A 16672-nucleotide genomic window follows, 5' to 3' on the forward strand; every position below is an offset into this window, starting at 1 on the left:
CAGCCACAATATGAACGGAACATGAACGCAGGTGTCACGCGCGTAAAAAAGTTAACGTTACGGTTAGACCCGATGAAGCGGACGACAAGCTCGCATCCCCGCCGAGTTGACGCATCGTCTCTTTGACAATCGCTAGACCAAGACCCGTTCCGCGCGTCGTCCGGGATGCATCGCCTTGATAAAAGCGTTCGAAGGCATGTTTCATCTGTTCATCAGTCATGCCTGGTCCTTCATCCTTGATTCGGATGATGATCTGATCCGCTTGTTCCTCTGCTTGAATCTGGATCGTCGCTCCGTCTTTTGAGACCGAGACAGCGTTTCGGATGACATTTTGGAAGACATGTTCCAACGCACTGACATCCGCTTGTATTTGTATCACCGTCGGAACATCGAGTGCGACAGCGATTCCTTGCTCATCCAGCTGGAAGGCAAGTGTCGTGAGTGTCGCCTCAAGAGTCGTCCGCAGATTAAGTGCTTGTCGTTTGAAGCGTCGTCCTTCATCGAGCTTCGCTAAGATCAACAGTTGACGCGTCAGCTCCGACATTCGCTCCGCCTCTTGACGGATGACCGTCCGTTTCCTGACGTCTTCTCCCGTCACATCGAGTTGTCCCGCGTAACCAGCAATCGTCGTCAGCGGCGACTGGAATTCATGCGAGACGTTCGCAACGAATCGGCGCCGTTCCGTATCAGACGCTTCGACTGCCGTTGCCATTTCGTCAAACCGCCGGGACAGCTCACCAATTTCATCGCGTGCCTTCGTTCCGACGCGGATTCCGTAGTCACCGTCTGCCATCTGTTCCGTCGCTTTTGTCAGGCGTCGGATCGGACGAACGAGATAGCGGATTGAAAAGACAAGCAAAAGGAAACTGATCACGACAAGCAGTCCGAGGAACAGACCGACGAACAGATGCAACTCACGGATCTGACGACTCAAGTCCGGTCGGACGAAGATCGCGTCCGTGCCTTGCGCCGTCTTGACCGACGTGCCGTACGTATTGATGACTTCGTTATCGAACAGACCGAGCAAGAAGAGATGGAACGGATATTCACGCATTCCGTAATACGGTTGACCACTCTTCACTTGCTCGACGACCCGATTCGAGAGCGCTTCATTGCGAAACGGGTTTCCGTAACGCTCGATTGCGTCGTCCGTGCGCACATAAAGTTGAAAGCCGGTCGCTTGTAACATCCGGTAAAACGACTCCGTCTTTCCGTCCCCGTGCGTTTCATAATAATCGATCGCCGTCTCGACCGCTTCCTCGACTTTTTGGCTATAGCTGTCCTGCCAAAAGGAATAATAGGCAATATTACTAATCAGGAGCGCCAGTAGTGCCGACACGAGTAAGACAACGCAGACGAGTCCGACGATTTTCGTATAGAGGGATCTCATGCGTTGACCTCCAACCGGTAGCCGAGTCCGCGGACCGTCTCAATCTTCACCTGATTCGTTTCCTTTAAGCGTCCACGGAGACGTTTGATGTGAACATCAATCGTCCGGTCATCCCCCATGAAATCGAGTCCCCAGACATGTTCGATCAATTCCTCGCGGCTGAAGACCCGTCCCGGGAAACTCGCCAACTGATGCAACAATTCGAATTCACGTCGCGGGAGTGTCCACTCGGTCGACTGAATCGTCACGAGCTGACTACGTTTATCGATCGTGACATCTCCAAGATGCAAAACAGGTTGCGCCGCTTTTTGATAGCGCCGAGCCACAGCGTGGAGGCGAAATATTAATTCTTCCGGATCAAACGGTTTTGTGATGTAATCATCGGCACCTGCTGCGAAACCGTCCCGTTTATCTGTCAGCTCCCCGAGTGCCGTCAGCATCAAGATCGGGATGTCCCCGTGTTGCCGTAATCGCTCGCATAAGACGAGACCGGTCTGTCCGGGGAGCAGGACATCAAGTACGGCTGCTTCGAACGTCATCTTCTCGATCCAAGCAAGCGCTTCGTTTCCGTCTGCTGTCGCTCGGATGGAATGCCCGTCGGCTTGTAACGTTGACACGACAAGGGCTTGGATATGAGGATCATCTTCTGCGACTAGAATATACATCGTACTCCTCCTTTTTTAGACAAACAAAATCCCCTTCCCCCTTCTCAAAATGAAAAGGATGAAGGGGATGACAGTCATCCGCGCTCTGGGTAGAGTGGGAAACGACCTGTCAACGCAACGACACGCTCACGTGCTTGTGCGAGAACGTCTGCTTCTTCCGGGTGGTTCAAAACGAGTTCGATCAACTCGGCGATTTCTTTCATCTCAGCTTCCTTGAATCCGCGAGATGTCATCGCTGCCGTTCCGATCCGGATACCGCTCGTGACGAACGGGCTCGCTGGGTCGAACGGAATCGTGTTCTTGTTGACCGTAATGCCAGCTTCGTCAAGCGCATGCTCGGCGAGTTTACCTGTGATACCGAGTGGTTGCAAGTCAACGAGGAGCAAGTGATTGTCCGTTCCGCCTGAGACGATCCGGAGTCCACGCTTCGTCAATTCCTCACCGAGGACTTTTGCGTTCGTGACGACTTGACCGATGTAGTCCTTGAACTCTGGTGCAAGAGCTTCACCGAACGCGACAGCTTTCGCGGCGATGACATGCATGAGTGGACCACCTTGGATGCCTGGGAAAATGGCTTTATCGATTGCTTTCGCATGCTCTTCTTTACAGAGAATCATCCCACCACGTGGACCACGCAACGTCTTATGCGTCGTCGTCGTGACGAAGTGTGCATGCTCGACTGGGTTCGGATGTTGACCTGCTGCGACGAGTCCAGCGATGTGTGCCATGTCGACCATCAAGTAAGCACCGACGCTGTCTGCGATTTCACGGAACCGCTTGAAGTCGATGACGCGCGGATACGCCGATGCGCCCGCTACGATTAATTTTGGTTTGTGCTCTTCTGCTAATTTCGCGACGACGTCGTAGTCAATCATTTCTGTCTCTTGATTGACACCGTATTCCACGAAGTTGTACTGGACACCGGAGAAATTGACGGGACTACCGTGCGTCAGATGACCACCGTGCGATAGGTTCATCCCGAGGACCGTATCGCCCTGTTCGAGAATCGTGAAGTAGACCGCCATGTTCGCTTGTGCACCCGAGTGTGGTTGCACGTTCGCGTGCTCCGCACCGAAGATTTCCTTCGCGCGGTCGCGTGCTAAATTCTCAGCGAGATCGACATACTCACAGCCACCATAATAACGACGACCTGGGTAACCTTCTGCGTACTTGTTCGTCAAGACACTGCCTTGTGCTTCCATGACAGCTTGCGAGACGAAGTTCTCGGATGCGATCAATTCGATGTTATCCCGTTGACGACCTAGTTCCTGGCGCATTGCCGAAAAGAGTGCCTCATCTTGTTGTTTCAGATACGTAAGCGGTGTTTGTTCCATCTGAATTCCCCCATTTCATTTCGATAGACCTATCTTAACACGAATGTTTCGTTCCCGGCATCCCTAAAAACAACATCAAAAAAGCAAGGGGTGCGCAACCCCTTGCATCAATCATTCGTATTTAGCACGTGCCCCACCGATTAATTTCGGTCGTGTCACAGCTGCCGTCACGTGTGCCTCACCGATTTCCTTGTGCGGCAAGCGCACTGGAATCGCAACAGCTTTCAAGTGCATGCCGATGAACGTATCACCGATATCAATCCCGGCGTCTGCCTGAATCGCTTCGACGACGATCGGTGCCGAGAAGCGTTGGTAGGCAGCACTCGCCATCGATCCACCGGCTTCCGGAACCGGAACGACCGTTACTGGATCAAGCCCGAGTCGTTCTGCCGTTTGCCGCTCAAGCGTCAGCGCTCGGTTGATATGCTCACAGCCTTGGAAGGCAAGATCGACTTGGTGCGACCGACGAAAGGCATCGAAAACGTCGAACAACGCGTCCGCGACTTCCGGTGAACCCGCCTTGCCGATTTGTTTGCCGATGACTTCACTCGTCGAACAGCCGATCACGAGCAATTTTCCTTTTAAGGAAAATCGTTCATCCAGAGCGTTCAGTGCTTCTTCTAAATCGTGCTGGATGCGTGTCAAGTCCATTACTTCACCTCATAATCTGAGATTTTGCAAACGCGGTTCTCATGACGTCCGCCTTCGAATTCCGTTTCAAGCCAAAGTTGTGCGATCTCACGAGCCAGTCCTGGACCGATGACGCGTTCGCCCATCGTCAAGATGTTCGAATCGTTGTGCTGACGCGTCGCTTTCGCGCTGAACGTATCATGGACGAGTGCTGCTCGGATGCCCTTGACCTTGTTCGCTGCGATTCCGATCCCGATACCTGTTCCACAAATCAAGATGCCACGATCAAACTCTCCGTTCGCGACTGCCTCAGCGACTGGAATCGCGACATCTGGATAATCGATTGAGTCGGCTGAATGCGTACCGAAGTCCGTATAGTCGATGCCGAGCTCTTGTAAGAGGTCGTTGATTTCTGCCTTTAACTTAAAACCGCCATGATCCGCGCCGATTGCTACTTTCATCTTTACTATTCCCCCGTTTGTTTAGGTTGTTTTTTCGGAAGTTTCCGTGTATCCGGAGCTTTTCTTCCGTTTCCGTTCTGCGTTAATTTTAACACAAGACGATTGACGAGGGGTTCGAGTTCATTGCGTACTTGGCGATAGACGTTCATCGATCCGCCGTACGGATCGTTGATGTCCCGTTCAAGCCCTGTCACATATTCATATAGAGTGAACGTCCGTTCCTTCAGTTCCGGGTACCGTTCACCGACTTCCTGCTTGTGCTGACGCGTCATCGTCAAGATGATGTCAGACCAGCGTCCGAGTACATCATCGAAGACTTGCGTATAGTGCTCGAGTTCGATGCCGCGTTCGCGTAACACTTGCAGTGCGTTCTCTGACGCATCGAATCCTTGCATCGAACGTAGTCCTGCTGAACGGACGTCAAATTCCTGATCAGCGACTTTCGAGCGTAGTAACGCCATCGCCATCGGGCTACGGCATGTATTTCCTGTACAGATGAATAAAACGCGACGTGTGCTCATCTCCGTATCCTCCTTCTTCAAGGGCGAATGACCCGACCACCTGCTGCTTTATGGAGGCGGTTGCGGACCGCAAGCCCCACCCCTTCTTCTGATAGGTCTCGTACAAAAATCTGATCCACCGTCGTCTGATCAAATCGCCGTAAACAATCGTAAAGACGTTGTGCCGCTGTCTCCATCGAATTACCAAGGGAGCAGCGAACATCTGCGTCGACATCCTCCCCGTCGAACAGGAGAACGCCCGTCTTGTGTCCGGTTTGTCGTGCATCATCGATGAGTTGCTGTAAGAATGAAAGATCTCCCTCGACTACGGAAAGTGTTGCTTCCGGCGCATAATGGGTATATTTCATTCCGGGTGCCTTCGGTGTAACATCTTTCATCGATAAGGCAGGATCGAGTGTGACAGGACCGATGATTGCCTCGATTTGTTCGCGTGTCACGCCGCCCGGTCGTAAAATCGCCGGTGGCGTCATCGTACAATCGATGACAGTCGATTCGACCCCGATGCCCGTCTCCCCTCCATCGACGATCGCAGCGATGCGTCCCGAGAGGTCATGTGCGACGTGCGCAGATGACGTCGGTGAAGGTTTTCCGGAACGGTTGGCACTCGGTGCTGCGAGACCCAGCCCTGTCGCTTCAATCAATTGAAGCGCAAGCGGATGGTCTGGCATCCGTAATCCGATCGTATCTAGTCCTGCTGTGACGAGTGTGGATGCGGTGCCGTTCGATTCGAGGATGATCGTCAAGGCTCCTGGCCAAAACGCCTCCATCAAACGTGCCGCGACATCTGGAATGTGCGTGACGAACTGATGTGCCTGTTCTACGGATGCGACATGGACAATCAGTGGATTGTCGGAAGGTCGACCCTTCGCGGCGAAAATTCGCCGAACAGCCGCTTCGTTTGTCGCGTCCCCCGCGAGACCATAGACGGTCTCGGTCGGCATCGCCACGACCTCTCCTTCCTGCAATAACCGAACTGCTTCATCCATCGTCTGTAAGTCAATCATTTCCGTCTTCACGCTGTACAATCCTTTCGTTCCGCATACACGATACGGTCTTTACCGTTTATATCTTTTAAAATACCCGTTTCCGCATTTGGATAACGTTCTTTTAACATCATTTGCACTTCCGGTCCTTGATTGTGTCCAATTTCAAACGCAATCAGTCGGAAATCGTCGCGTAGGACCCGTCCGCTCTCCTCGACGAGTCGTCGGTAAAAGACGAGACCGTCTTTTCCGCCAAACAGAGCGAGATGCGGTTCATGGTCGAATACGACCTCACTGAGTAATTCTTCTTCCTCGATATAAGGCGGGTTCGAGACAAGCACCCGCACGGAATCGTCCGCAAGTGGCGCTAGTAGATCTCCTTCAAGGAACGTCACGTCTCCACCAAGCGCTGCTTGATTTTGCTTCGCGACAGTAATAGCGGCCGGTGAAATATCGACAGTCGTGACCGGTTGTTCGAGTTCGAGGGCGAGCGTGATTCCTATCGCTCCACTCCCAGTTCCGATGTCGACGATCTGTCCCGCGGTGAACGACTCACGTTTGAGACGCTCCGTGACGAAGACGATCAACTCTTCCGTTTCCGGTCGTGGAATCAAGACATCCGGTGTGACACGGAAATCCCGTCCATAAAACGGCTGATAGCCGATTAAATGCTGAACGGGCACGCCGTGAACATGAGCAAGCAAGTATTCACTGAAACGTAAATCTTGCTCCGGCGTCAATTCATCTGACAGACGGACAAGGAGTCCGGTCCGGTCGACATCCAAGACGTGCATGAGTAACCATTCGGCACTTGAACCCTCGCGTCCTGCTTGTTCCATCATCGTTTTTGCCTCATTTAGACGTTTTGCGATCCGCATCAGTTTGCCGCCTCCGATGCCCGTGCCTGATGTTCCATGACGAGCGTATCGATGACTTCATCCATCTCGCCTTGCAAGATTCGGTCAAGCTTTTGAATCGTCAATCCGATGCGATGGTCCGTCACGCGATTTTGTGCGAAATTATACGTCCGGATTCGTTCCGAACGGTCACCCGTACCCACTGCCGACTTTCGTTTTTCATCATATTCAGCTTGCTGTTCGCGTTGAATCTTATCGTAGACACGCGCGCGCAAGACCTTCATCGCTTTTTCCTTGTTCTTGATTTGCGACTTCTCATCCTGACAGCTGGCGACGATTCCCGTCGGCACGTGCGTGACACGGACAGCGGACTGTGTCGTATTGACGGACTGGCCACCCGGTCCACTCGACGTGAACGTATCGACTCGGACATCCTTATCATGGATTTCGACTTCGACGTCTTCTGCTTCCGGCAACACGGCAACCGTTGCAGTAGATGTATGAATCCGTCCGCCGGATTCCGTTGACGGAACGCGTTGGACGCGGTGTGCCCCGTTCTCGTACTTCAACTTCGAATAAGCACCCGTTCCTTTGACAATGAAGATGATCTCTTTGTAGCCACCGAGTTCCGTGTAGCTTGCATCGATGATCTCAATCTTCCAGCTCTGTTTCTCAGCAAACTTCGAGTACATCTTGAAAAGGTCACCCGCAAATAAGGCTGCCTCGTCTCCGCCTGCCGCACCACGAATCTCGACGATGACGTTCTTATCGTCATTCGGATCCTTCGGTAATAATAAAGCTTTCAGCTTGGCTTCGAGCTCTTTGATCTCCGGCTCAAGCATCGCGACTTCTTCCTTCGCAAGGTCGCGCATCTCCGGATCCGTCAACATTTGACGTGCCTCTTGATAAGCTTCCATCTTCTCGCGATAGACACGGTACGTCTCGACGGTCGGCGCAAGTTGTGACTGCTCCTTTGAGACCTCTCGCAATTGATTCGTATCATTGATGATGGCTGGATCAGCCAACATATCATTCAGTTTTTCATAACGGTCCTCTAACGCACTCAATCGATCCAACATCTCGGTCATCCTTCCTGGCGATTCTTCTGTCGTCAGTATAGCAAATATTGCGATCGATGGCGTCATCGTCTTCTTGAAAAGAAACGTTGACAGACGGGTTTTAAATTCCTATAATTAGTGTATTAATTGAATTAGTACACTTAAGGAGGTGAAGAAATGTTCACCGTTGATCCGAAAAGTCCGTTACCGATCTATGAACAGTTGGTCGCTCAAATCATCCGCTCGATTGCCCGTGGTCTACTCCGCTCCGGCGAACAGATGCCATCCGTCCGTGAACTTGCCGGTACACTCCTTGTCAATCCGAACACTGTCTCCCGCGCCTATCAGGAACTCGAGAGCCGCAACTTCATCGTCACGATGCGCGGTAAAGGCTCCTTCATCTCAGACATCCCACTTCATGAAGTCAAACAAGCCGCCATCCAAGATCCACTCATCCGCCTTTGTGCCATCGCCGACGAATTATCCATCTCAAACGAAGAACTTTATCAACACATTTTACACATAAGGGAGGATTCCTCATGTTGACCGTTTCTCATCTGACGAAACAAATTGACCGTACCATGATTTATGAAAATGCATCCTTCACCCTGCCGGCAGGAACGATTACTGCCTTGATTGGTCGTAATGGTGCCGGAAAAACGACATTACTGAAAACACTCGTTGGAGCGCTCGAGCCGACCCGCGGGAAAGTCGAATGGAATGGTGAGTCGATCCATCACGTTCCGAAGACGCGGGAGCACCTTTTCCTCGTTCCGGATTCTGTTTCCGTCTACCGCCAGATGACACTCGGCGAACTGATCAACTTCTACAATGCGTTCTATCCGAACTTCGAGAAAACGTACATCGAAAACTATTGTCGTTCGTCAAACCTCGATCGCGGACGTCGCGTGACGTCATTATCCAAAGGACAAGCCCAGTTGTTCCTTCTTCAACTTGCGTTCGCGACGAATGCTCCGGTCCTCTTGCTGGATGAACCAACAGACGGACTCGATCGAATCAACAAACGTGATTATCTGAAACAGCTCGTATCATTGCTTGCGGAACGCCAGACAGCGGTCCTGATCGCTTCGCATCAACTTGAAGAACTTGATTCACTCGCTGACCGTGTCATGACGATCGAAAAGCATCTCGTCCGTGAACCCAAAGCACTCGATGATGCCAAAGCCAGCATGCAGAAATGGCAAGTCGTCTATGAGGACGTTCCGGAATTGTCACACGCTGATCTTCACGTCTTATCCCAAACAGGTCGGGTCGTGACATTGCTCGTCTTATCCGATGCAGGCGCGCAGTATCTTGAAACGACGAACCCCTTGTTAAAAGATGCTTTGCCAGTGCAGATGGAAGATTACTTCTTAGGGACATTTGGAGGGAAACGACATGGTTAAGCAATTGATCCGTTATCATATCAAACAAGGCATCTGGCCGCTCGCTTGTTTCATTCTGCTTGCGATCTTCAGCTATGGGTTCGGCAGTTATACCGTCATCAATGAGTTCGAGAATTACGAGGCGTCTCAGCAACCTGCTCTACTCAACACCGTACTCGTCAGTCCCTTTTTCGCCGGATTCGCAGCGATTCTCATTGCTGTCTTCGCGATCCTGATGCTCGGTTCCGAGCGCGGGAGTGGTCGCAGCCTGATTTTGCACGCGTTGCCGTTTCCGAAGGTCTGGTTGTTCTGGATCAAATGGGCGATTGGCGTCGTAACACTGATCTTGTTTCCGATCATCGGCTTCTTCGTCAGCTGGTTGTTGCTGCAAGCGTTCGGCGGTATCAATCCGTTTGATTACGTCACGTGGTCGTCACTCTTCCAAGATTTTGGTCTTTTCCTTCTATTTGATGTGACGATTTTGACGATCTTCTTATTCGCCGGAACAATCGCTGGTGATATCATCGGACAACTGTTGCTCGGCACGTTCTTCTTGTTCTTGAACTACTTCACGTATTTCAGCATCTACGCCGTCGCCCTGCTCGGTTTCGGTGTGACCTACGAGGAGTTAGACAAGCCAACAAGTTTCCTGATGACGATCACGACACCCTTCGCACTCTTTTTCGAAAGTAATGTCGATCTGAATCTAATGTATCCCGTCTTGTTCTGTTTAGCTTTGACGATTGCCTTACTCTTCTTTGGTAGCCGCCTATATATCCGCGGAGCGAACGAACGACTCGGTCGGTTCACTATTTTCCCAAAACTACACCCAGCACTGATCATTACGTTCTCGATCTACACGACGATCCTGCTCGCAGGAATCATTGGTCTGATTTCGTCCGAGAACCAGTTCCTGTACTGGCTCGCGATCGTCATTCTCGCATGGCCGACGTTCAGTTCCTACCGTCGGATGATCGGATGGAGTCGCTAATCTATACACAAGTAGTCCTTCTGAGATAATTTTTCAGAAGGGCTATTCGTTTGTCATCGTTTCTTCACAAACCTTTACAGACGGTCCATATGGATTTCATATTTTCTGCGTAAGGTTGTGTTTGTAGGTCGTAGCGCCATAACCCATTACCTTTCGAGGAGGAATCCCTATGAAACTAAAACGTCTGATCCCGATTTTTGCCTTATCGACCCTTTCCCTGAGTACGATGATTTCGATGCCGGAAGCCGAAGCGAAAGCCAAACATACTCACTCACCCGAAATCCGGAACGTCATCTTCCTGATTGGTGACGGCATGGGTGTCTCATACACGTCTGCACACCGTTACTTAAAGAACGATCCTTCGACGACGATGGCTGAAAAAACAGCCTTTGATCCCTATCTCGTCGGTCAACAGATGACGTATCCGGAAGATGCGAAGGAGAATATCACCGATTCCGCCTCTGCCGCGACAGCGATGTCCTCTGGTGTGAAGACGTACAATGCAGCGATTGCGGTCGATAATGATAAATCGGAAGTCAAGACCGTCCTTGAAGCAGCGAAAGAACGTGGTAAGTCAACAGGACTCGTCGCGACATCGGAAATCACGCATGCAACACCTGCCTCATTCGGTGCGCATGACGAAAGTCGTAAAAACATGAATGCGATTGCAGATGACTATTTCAAAGAACGTGTGAACGGCAAACATAAGATTGATGTCATGCTCGGGGGTGGGAAATCGAACTTCGTCCGTCCAGACGTCAATTTGACGAAAGCGTTCAAGAAAGATGGCTATAGCTATGTCACTGACCTCAATCAGCTGCAAGCGGATAAAAATAAACAAGTGCTCGGATTGTTCGCAGACGGTGGATTACCTAAACGAATCGATCGCGAAAACTCAGTCCCGTCACTTGCTCAAATGACGAACGCCGCAATCAAGCGACTTGATTCGAATAAAAAAGGATTCTTCCTGATGGTCGAAGGCAGTCAAATTGACTGGGCAGGACATGACAATGATATCGTCGGTGCGATGAGTGAGATGGAAGATTTCGAACGTGCTTTTAAAGCCGCGATCGCTTTCGCGAAGAAGGATAAGCATACACTCGTCGTCGCAACAGCCGACCACTCGACTGGCGGTTACTCGATTGGTGCGGATGGCATTTACAACTGGTTCGCTGAGCCAATCAAAGCAGCGAAGAAGACACCTGACTTCATGGCGCAGCAAATCGTCGAAGGCGCGGACGTACGGAAAACGTTAATGAAGTACATCGACCAAGACAAACTCGCCTTGACGGATCAAGAAATCGACAGCGTCTCCCGCGCTGCTGAATCGAAGAAATTACTCGAGATCGATAATGCGATTGAAGAAATCTTCAACGAACGCTCGCATACAGGCTGGACTACGGGTGGACATACAGGTGAAGACGTACCGGTCTATGCTTTCGGTCCTGCTAAAGAACGTTTCGCGGGACAAGTCGACAACACGGATCACGCGAAAATCATCTTCGATCTCTTGAAATCGAAGAAATAAGGAGAATGTTCATGAGACAGATACTTGCTACTTTGATGCTCGGGACGGTGCTCGCTGGTTGTGGCACTTCAGCATCACAAGACACACCAAAAGAACCAGCGTCTGCGAAACAGGAGCAGCCGGTATCGCTTGAAAAAACAAGCGCCTACGTTCCAAACCCGCAAATTCCAGACGATCGCGATTTGACAAAAATCGATCAGACCGTCACGGATGATAAGGGCGACCTGACGCTTAAACAATTCAAACGAGTGAACGAAACACGGAAGATTGGTCCGATCGAGATGACGATCGAAGAGATCAAAGTATTCCATGCTCGTCCAAGCTATGGCATGATTGATTTCTTCCATGGCTTTACGCACGATGAATCCTTTGATTTGATCAAGACACGGGTCACGATCAAGAACACAAGTAATGAACCGGTCACGTTCAATCCTGTCGCCCACTTCAAACTCGATGCTGCGGCAGAAAAGACGCTCGAGGACGACGTCTATTTGGAGTCGCTTGCGAAGACTTATGCCCCGTCCGAGTCACGGAGTGGTAACTTCGGCTTCATCTTGGAACATCCGGTTGACTCGATTGAACTCTTGACGAGTGATGTTCTCGATGAAAAACAAGATGTCCTCAAAAAAGGAACGACGTTTTCGACGTCTCTTCGTTGACTGACATTCACACTTCTACGCTCTATCTATTTTCCGGTCATGTCCGGATCATAGGTGGAGCTATTTTGATGCCTGTAATCGTTCCATGCTACACTAAAGACATTATTTGAGTGTAAAGGACGGATCATATGCCGAAGTATTTAAACATCTATCACGAGCTCGCACAGCGGATTCAGGAAGGAACGCTCCCGGCCGAAACGAAATTACCTTCTGAAACGGAATTGATGCATGAATTCGAGGCGAGCCGCGGAACGGTTCGAAAAGCGATTGATGCCCTGCAAGAAAAAGGCTTCGTCCGTAAACACCAGGGGAAAGGTGTCTTCGTCCTGTCGCAAGAAGCGATCGAGTTCCAATTCAACGGCATCGTCAGCTTCTCGGAAGCACATCGCCGGATGGGGCGTCATACCGTCGAGACGGATGTTTTATCCTGCGAAGTCCTTTCCGCTTCTGCTGAACTCGCTTCGTTATTACATGTGGCACAAGGAACGGACGTGACGCGCATCGAGCGAATTCGCCAAATCGATGGTGAACGTGTCATCCGTGACATCAATCATTTCGTGACAGCACTCGTACCCGGACTCACGACTGACATCGCTCAAGGTTCGATCTATCAGTACATCGAAGAGACACTTGGTCGGCAGATCAGCTACGCAAAACGAAAAATCGAAGCTCGCCCTGCGACAATGGAAGACCAAGAACGACTCGACCTTCACGATATGACGCATGTCATCGTTGTCACGAACGATACGTATTTCTATGAAGGACAACATTTCGAACGGACGGAATCGCGTCACCGGCTCGATAAGTTTCAGTTCACTGATATTGCACGTCGTTGAATATAGGCTGCAAGATGAGGGAATTCGTAGATGACGGATTCTCTCTTTTTTATTCTCCCCAACTCATATAGATAAGTTAAGATAAGTGTGCGCAGATAAGAAAACGTTTTCATTTCAAAAGTGGTCGAGTACGTCACTTCCAAAAAGGAGCATCGAGATGAAACCAAACTATCGTCAGATTGCAGAGCAAATCATTGAGAACATCGGAGGTAAGGAGAACGTTGAGCAGGCAGCTCACTGTGTCACCCGTCTTCGCTTAACGCTTAAGAATCAAGAGCTTGTCGATCAAGAAGCCTTACTTGAAGTTCCGCTCGTCAAAGGCGCGTTCTTGAACGCGGGTGTCTATCAAATCGTCATTGGTGCCGGAGACGTCGACCGGGTCTATGCAGAATTCATTCAATTAACCGGTTTACAGGCAACAACGATCGCAGATGTTAAATCGTCTGGCGCTGCCAAGATGAATCCGTTCCAAAAGTTGATCAAAGTCTTTTCTGATGTCTTCATGCCTATCATCCCGGCGATCATCGTTGCTGGTCTCTTAATGGGAATCAATAATCTATTCGGTATCGAGTTCGGTGGCAAGACGATGATCGATCGTTATCCAAACTTACAAGGACTTTGGGATCTCATCAATATGATGGCAAACACCGCCTTCGTCTTCCTCCCGGCACTCGTCGGTTGGTCAGCGACGAAACGCTTCGGCGGAAGTGAGATTCTCGGGATCGTCATGGGTCTGATGCTTGTTCACCCAGATCTCTTAAACGCATGGAACTACGGACAAAGTGCTCTAAAAGGTGAAATCCCGACGTTCAACATTCTCGGTCTGTTTGAAATTGAAAAAGTCGGTTATCAGGGACAAATACTCCCTGTGCTCGCCGCTGCTTATGTTCTCAGTACGATTGAACGATGGCTCAAAAAACGCGTACCGAATGCGATTCAATTACTCGTCGTACCGATTACGACGATCACATTGACCGGATTCCTTGCCCTTGCCGTCATCGGACCGGTCACGCGTCAAGTCGGTGACTGGATTACGATTGGTGTCGTCAATACGTTCGAAGCTGTTCCGTTACTTGGTGCCTTACTCTTCGGCGCACTCTATGCGCCGCTCGTCATTACCGGCATGCACCACATGTTCATCGCTGTTGACCTACAGTTGATTGGACAGAGCGGAACGACGTTCATCTGGCCGATGATCGCGATTTCGAACATCGCTCAAGGTTCAGCAACACTCGCGATGCTTTTCCTCGCGAAAAACGTCAACGATAAAAACATGGCGTCAACGTCCGCTTTATCCGCCTACTTCGGGATCACGGAACCGGCCATGTTCGGGGTCAATCTCCGGTTCAAATATCCATTTTACGCGGCACTCGTCGGTTCAGCGATCGCGTCAGCTTTCATCGCCGTCAGTGGCGTTCTTGCTCCTGCGATCGGTGTTGGCGGATTACCTGCTTTCATTTCGATCGTACCAGGCTCGATTCTGTCATTCATCGTCGGCATGGTGATCGCGATTATCGTTCCTATTGCCTGTACGTTCCTGTTCCACTATGTCTCAACGAAACGCGCAAAAAAAGCCGCACTGAAAAAAGCGGCGTAATTTCAGAAAGGTGTGTATCTGATGATCACGACAACCGATTGGCGCAAATCCGCCGTTTATCAAATCTATCCGAAGAGTTTTTATAGTCCGGAGGGCAAAGCGACCGGTACGTTGCGTGGGGTCACGGCCAAACTCGATTATCTGGCGGATCTTGGTGTCGATTACCTGTGGTTGACGCCGGTCTATGCCTCACCGCAAAACGATAATGGATATGATGTCAGTGACTATTACGCGATTGATCCATCCTACGGAACAATGGACGATTTCGAGATGTTACTTGCAGAAGCAAAACAACGCGGTCTGTCTGTCATGATGGATATCGTCGTCAACCATTGCTCGACGTCGCACTCTTGGTTCGAAGAAGGACGTCACCCGGACAGCCCGTATCACGACTATTTTATCTGGCGCGAGACACCGAACGACTGGGTATCGAAATTCGGCGGTCCCGCTTGGTCATTTGATGAGGTAGCTGGCAAGTATTACTTGCACCTGTTCGACAAGACGCAAGCGGATCTGAACTGGGAAAATCCACGTTTACGAGAAGATGTTTACAACATGATGCGCTTTTGGCGGGATAAAGGGGTCAGCGGCTTCCGACTCGACGTCATCAACTTAATCTCGAAGACGCCAGGGCTTCCCAATGATCCCGAGGGAGACGGACGTGCGTACTATACGGACGGACCAAACATTCATGACTACTTGCAAGAGATGAACGCAGCCGTTTTTGCCGGACACGATCTCTTGACGGTCGGTGAGATGTCGTCGACGTCGCTTGAACATTGTCTTCAATATTCTTCGCTCGAAAATCAAGAACTGAAGATGACGTTCAACTTCCATCACTTGAAGGTCGATTATCCGAACGGTGAGAAATGGACGGCTGCACCGTTTGACTTCAAGCAGTTGAAACAAATTTTCTCCGACTGGCAAACTGGCATGAACGGACAAGCCTGGAACGCAATTTTTTGGTGCAACCATGACCAACCCCGCGTCGTCAGCCGGTTTGGTGACGACGTCGCGTATCGTGTTGAGAGTGCAAAGATGCTCGCGACAACGCTTCATGGCTTGCAAGGTACACCGTATATTTACCAAGGAGAAGAGATCGGAATGCCGAATCCGGACTTCACGAATCTGTCCGACTACCGTGATGTCGAGACATTGAATGCCTATCAAGAAGCACGGACCAACGGCGTATCGGAAGAAGCAATTCTCGCTGCGATCCGTCAAAAATCACGCGATAACGCGCGGACACCGATGCCTTGGTCGGACGCCGTCAACGGTGGCTTTAGTACAAGTGAGCCATGGATCCCGGTCTCGCCGACGTACGATCAGATCAATGTCGAGGCTGCTGTCGCAGACCCTGATTCAGTCTATCATCATTACAAACGGTTGATTCAACTCCGCAAACAGTATGACGTGCTCACGGATGGTTCGTACCGTCTGTTGACACCGGACGATCCATCACTCTGGGCGTACGAACGCGCAACGAATGAAGAAGAATTACTCGTCGTCTCGAATTTCTACGGAACGGACACGACGTTCACGTTACCTCATGACGGATCGGACTATACGGTGTTGCTTCATAATTATCAGCAGATGCAGACAGAGGGGTACACTTTAACGTTACGACCTTATGAATCACTGATGCTTTATCGTAAAAAGTGATTGAATGGGACGGAGCACACGCAAAAAAGAGAAGGTTGGTTTCCAAGGGATACCCTAGAAACCAATCTTCTCTTTTGTTGAATAGATATAGAATGTGAATGCCTATTCCTCGACT

17 protein-coding genes are annotated in these 16672 nt (G+C 50.5%); 8 read left to right on the top strand and 9 right to left on the bottom strand.

What is annotated here, in order from left to right; translation table 11 throughout:
• Positions 1-34: 34 nt before the first annotated feature.
• The 9 genes from MKY22_RS14330 to prfA form a co-directional block, all read right to left on the bottom strand.
• On the bottom strand, positions 35-1390 hold the full coding sequence (locus MKY22_RS14330) for a HAMP domain-containing sensor histidine kinase (protein ID WP_214728369.1): 1356 nt from the start codon (positions 1388-1390) through the stop codon (positions 35-37).
• On the bottom strand, positions 1387-2055 hold the full coding sequence (locus MKY22_RS14335; protein ID WP_214728371.1) for a response regulator transcription factor: 669 nt from the start codon (positions 2053-2055) through the stop codon (positions 1387-1389). The genes MKY22_RS14330 and MKY22_RS14335 overlap by 4 nt, the downstream gene beginning before the upstream one ends.
• Positions 2056-2129: 74 nt before the next feature.
• Positions 2130-3389 (bottom strand): serine hydroxymethyltransferase, encoded by a 1260-nt coding sequence (gene glyA / locus MKY22_RS14340; protein ID WP_290777686.1) that lies wholly within the window; start codon positions 3387-3389, stop codon positions 2130-2132.
• A gap of 111 nt (positions 3390-3500) precedes the next feature.
• On the bottom strand, positions 3501-4040 hold the full coding sequence (locus MKY22_RS14345; protein ID WP_149427926.1) for a TIGR01440 family protein: 540 nt from the start codon (positions 4038-4040) through the stop codon (positions 3501-3503).
• Entirely contained in the window at positions 4040-4480 is a 441-nt protein-coding gene (rpiB, locus tag MKY22_RS14350; protein WP_029342752.1) for a ribose 5-phosphate isomerase B, read from the bottom strand. The genes MKY22_RS14345 and rpiB overlap by 1 nt, the downstream gene beginning before the upstream one ends.
• Before the next feature lie 5 nt (positions 4481-4485).
• Positions 4486-5001 carry a low molecular weight protein arginine phosphatase gene (locus MKY22_RS14355; RefSeq protein WP_023469513.1) on the bottom strand — a complete coding sequence of 172 codons (516 nt, stop codon included), beginning with the start codon at positions 4999-5001 and terminating at the stop codon, positions 4486-4488.
• A gap of 17 nt (positions 5002-5018) precedes the next feature.
• A complete protein-coding gene (locus MKY22_RS14360; protein WP_214728377.1) occupies positions 5019-6017 on the bottom strand; it encodes an L-threonylcarbamoyladenylate synthase in 999 nt (332 codons plus the stop codon).
• A complete protein-coding gene (gene prmC, locus MKY22_RS14365) occupies positions 6014-6862 on the bottom strand; it encodes a peptide chain release factor N(5)-glutamine methyltransferase (RefSeq protein ID WP_149427928.1) in 849 nt (282 codons plus the stop codon). The genes MKY22_RS14360 and prmC overlap by 4 nt, the downstream gene beginning before the upstream one ends.
• Positions 6862-7920, bottom strand: a complete 1059-nt coding sequence (prfA, locus tag MKY22_RS14370; protein ID WP_047394495.1) for a peptide chain release factor 1 — start codon at positions 7918-7920, stop codon at positions 6862-6864. Before prfA ends, prmC begins: the two co-directional genes overlap by 1 nt.
• A gap of 156 nt (positions 7921-8076) precedes the next feature.
• Here prfA and MKY22_RS14375 point away from each other — a divergent pair, with 156 nt between their 5' ends.
• From MKY22_RS14375 to treC, 8 genes are all read left to right on the top strand, one after another.
• Positions 8077-8445 (top strand): GntR family transcriptional regulator, encoded by a 369-nt coding sequence (locus MKY22_RS14375; protein ID WP_029342757.1) that lies wholly within the window; start codon positions 8077-8079, stop codon positions 8443-8445.
• A complete protein-coding gene (locus tag MKY22_RS14380; RefSeq protein ID WP_035410673.1) occupies positions 8439-9305 on the top strand; it encodes an ABC transporter ATP-binding protein in 867 nt (288 codons plus the stop codon). Before MKY22_RS14375 ends, MKY22_RS14380 begins: the two co-directional genes overlap by 7 nt.
• Positions 9298-10275: a hypothetical protein gene (locus MKY22_RS14385; protein WP_214728381.1), complete on the top strand. Its 978-nt coding sequence runs from the start codon at positions 9298-9300 to the stop codon at positions 10273-10275. The genes MKY22_RS14380 and MKY22_RS14385 overlap by 8 nt, the downstream gene beginning before the upstream one ends.
• Positions 10276-10444: 169 nt before the next feature.
• On the top strand, positions 10445-11803 hold the full coding sequence (locus MKY22_RS14390; protein ID WP_214728383.1) for an alkaline phosphatase: 1359 nt from the start codon (positions 10445-10447) through the stop codon (positions 11801-11803).
• An 11-nt stretch (positions 11804-11814) separates the two neighbouring features.
• Positions 11815-12462 carry a DUF4352 domain-containing protein gene (locus MKY22_RS14395; RefSeq protein ID WP_214728385.1) on the top strand — a complete coding sequence of 216 codons (648 nt, stop codon included), beginning with the start codon at positions 11815-11817 and terminating at the stop codon, positions 12460-12462.
• Between the two features lie 128 nt (positions 12463-12590).
• Positions 12591-13298 (top strand): trehalose operon repressor, encoded by a 708-nt coding sequence (gene treR, locus MKY22_RS14400; RefSeq protein ID WP_069940043.1) that lies wholly within the window; start codon positions 12591-12593, stop codon positions 13296-13298.
• A gap of 157 nt (positions 13299-13455) precedes the next feature.
• On the top strand, positions 13456-14895 hold the full coding sequence (treP, locus tag MKY22_RS14405; protein ID WP_214728387.1) for a PTS system trehalose-specific EIIBC component: 1440 nt from the start codon (positions 13456-13458) through the stop codon (positions 14893-14895).
• Positions 14896-14916: 21 nt separating this feature from the next.
• On the top strand, positions 14917-16557 hold the full coding sequence (gene treC / locus MKY22_RS14410; protein ID WP_341089510.1) for an alpha,alpha-phosphotrehalase: 1641 nt from the start codon (positions 14917-14919) through the stop codon (positions 16555-16557).
• Positions 16558-16672 lie beyond the last annotated feature (115 nt).

Origin of the sequence: Exiguobacterium sp. FSL W8-0210, from assembly GCF_038006045.1 — a bacterium.
In the GTDB taxonomy this organism is placed as follows: domain Bacteria; phylum Bacillota; class Bacilli; order Exiguobacteriales; family Exiguobacteriaceae; genus Exiguobacterium_A.

What these genes read in the sequence shown, in the direction of transcription:
- MKY22_RS14330 (WP_214728369.1), bottom strand. Translation starts at nt 1,390, where the DNA reads ATGAGATCCCTCTATACGAAAATCGTCGGACTCGTCTGCGTTGTCTTA.
- MKY22_RS14335 (WP_214728371.1), bottom strand. Translation starts at nt 2,055, where the DNA reads ATGTATATTCTAGTCGCAGAAGATGATCCTCATATCCAAGCCCTTGTC.
- glyA (WP_290777686.1), bottom strand. Translation starts at nt 3,389, where the DNA reads ATGGAACAAACACCGCTTACGTATCTGAAACAACAAGATGAGGCACTC.
- MKY22_RS14345 (WP_149427926.1), bottom strand. Translation starts at nt 4,040, where the DNA reads ATGGACTTGACACGCATCCAGCACGATTTAGAAGAAGCACTGAACGCT.
- rpiB (WP_029342752.1), bottom strand. Translation starts at nt 4,480, where the DNA reads ATGAAAGTAGCAATCGGCGCGGATCATGGCGGTTTTAAGTTAAAGGCA.
- MKY22_RS14355 (WP_023469513.1), bottom strand. Translation starts at nt 5,001, where the DNA reads ATGAGCACACGTCGCGTTTTATTCATCTGTACAGGAAATACATGCCGT.
- prmC (WP_149427928.1), bottom strand. Translation starts at nt 6,862, where the DNA reads ATGCGGATCGCAAAACGTCTAAATGAGGCAAAAACGATGATGGAACAA.
- prfA (WP_047394495.1), bottom strand. Translation starts at nt 7,920, where the DNA reads ATGTTGGATCGATTGAGTGCGTTAGAGGACCGTTATGAAAAACTGAAT.
- MKY22_RS14375 (WP_029342757.1), top strand. Translation starts at nt 8,077, where the DNA reads ATGTTCACCGTTGATCCGAAAAGTCCGTTACCGATCTATGAACAGTTG.
- MKY22_RS14380 (WP_035410673.1), top strand. Translation starts at nt 8,439, where the DNA reads ATGTTGACCGTTTCTCATCTGACGAAACAAATTGACCGTACCATGATT.
- MKY22_RS14385 (WP_214728381.1), top strand. Translation starts at nt 9,298, where the DNA reads ATGGTTAAGCAATTGATCCGTTATCATATCAAACAAGGCATCTGGCCG.
- MKY22_RS14390 (WP_214728383.1), top strand. Translation starts at nt 10,445, where the DNA reads ATGAAACTAAAACGTCTGATCCCGATTTTTGCCTTATCGACCCTTTCC.
- MKY22_RS14395 (WP_214728385.1), top strand. Translation starts at nt 11,815, where the DNA reads ATGAGACAGATACTTGCTACTTTGATGCTCGGGACGGTGCTCGCTGGT.
- treR (WP_069940043.1), top strand. Translation starts at nt 12,591, where the DNA reads ATGCCGAAGTATTTAAACATCTATCACGAGCTCGCACAGCGGATTCAG.
- treP (WP_214728387.1), top strand. Translation starts at nt 13,456, where the DNA reads ATGAAACCAAACTATCGTCAGATTGCAGAGCAAATCATTGAGAACATC.
- treC (WP_341089510.1), top strand. Translation starts at nt 14,917, where the DNA reads ATGATCACGACAACCGATTGGCGCAAATCCGCCGTTTATCAAATCTAT.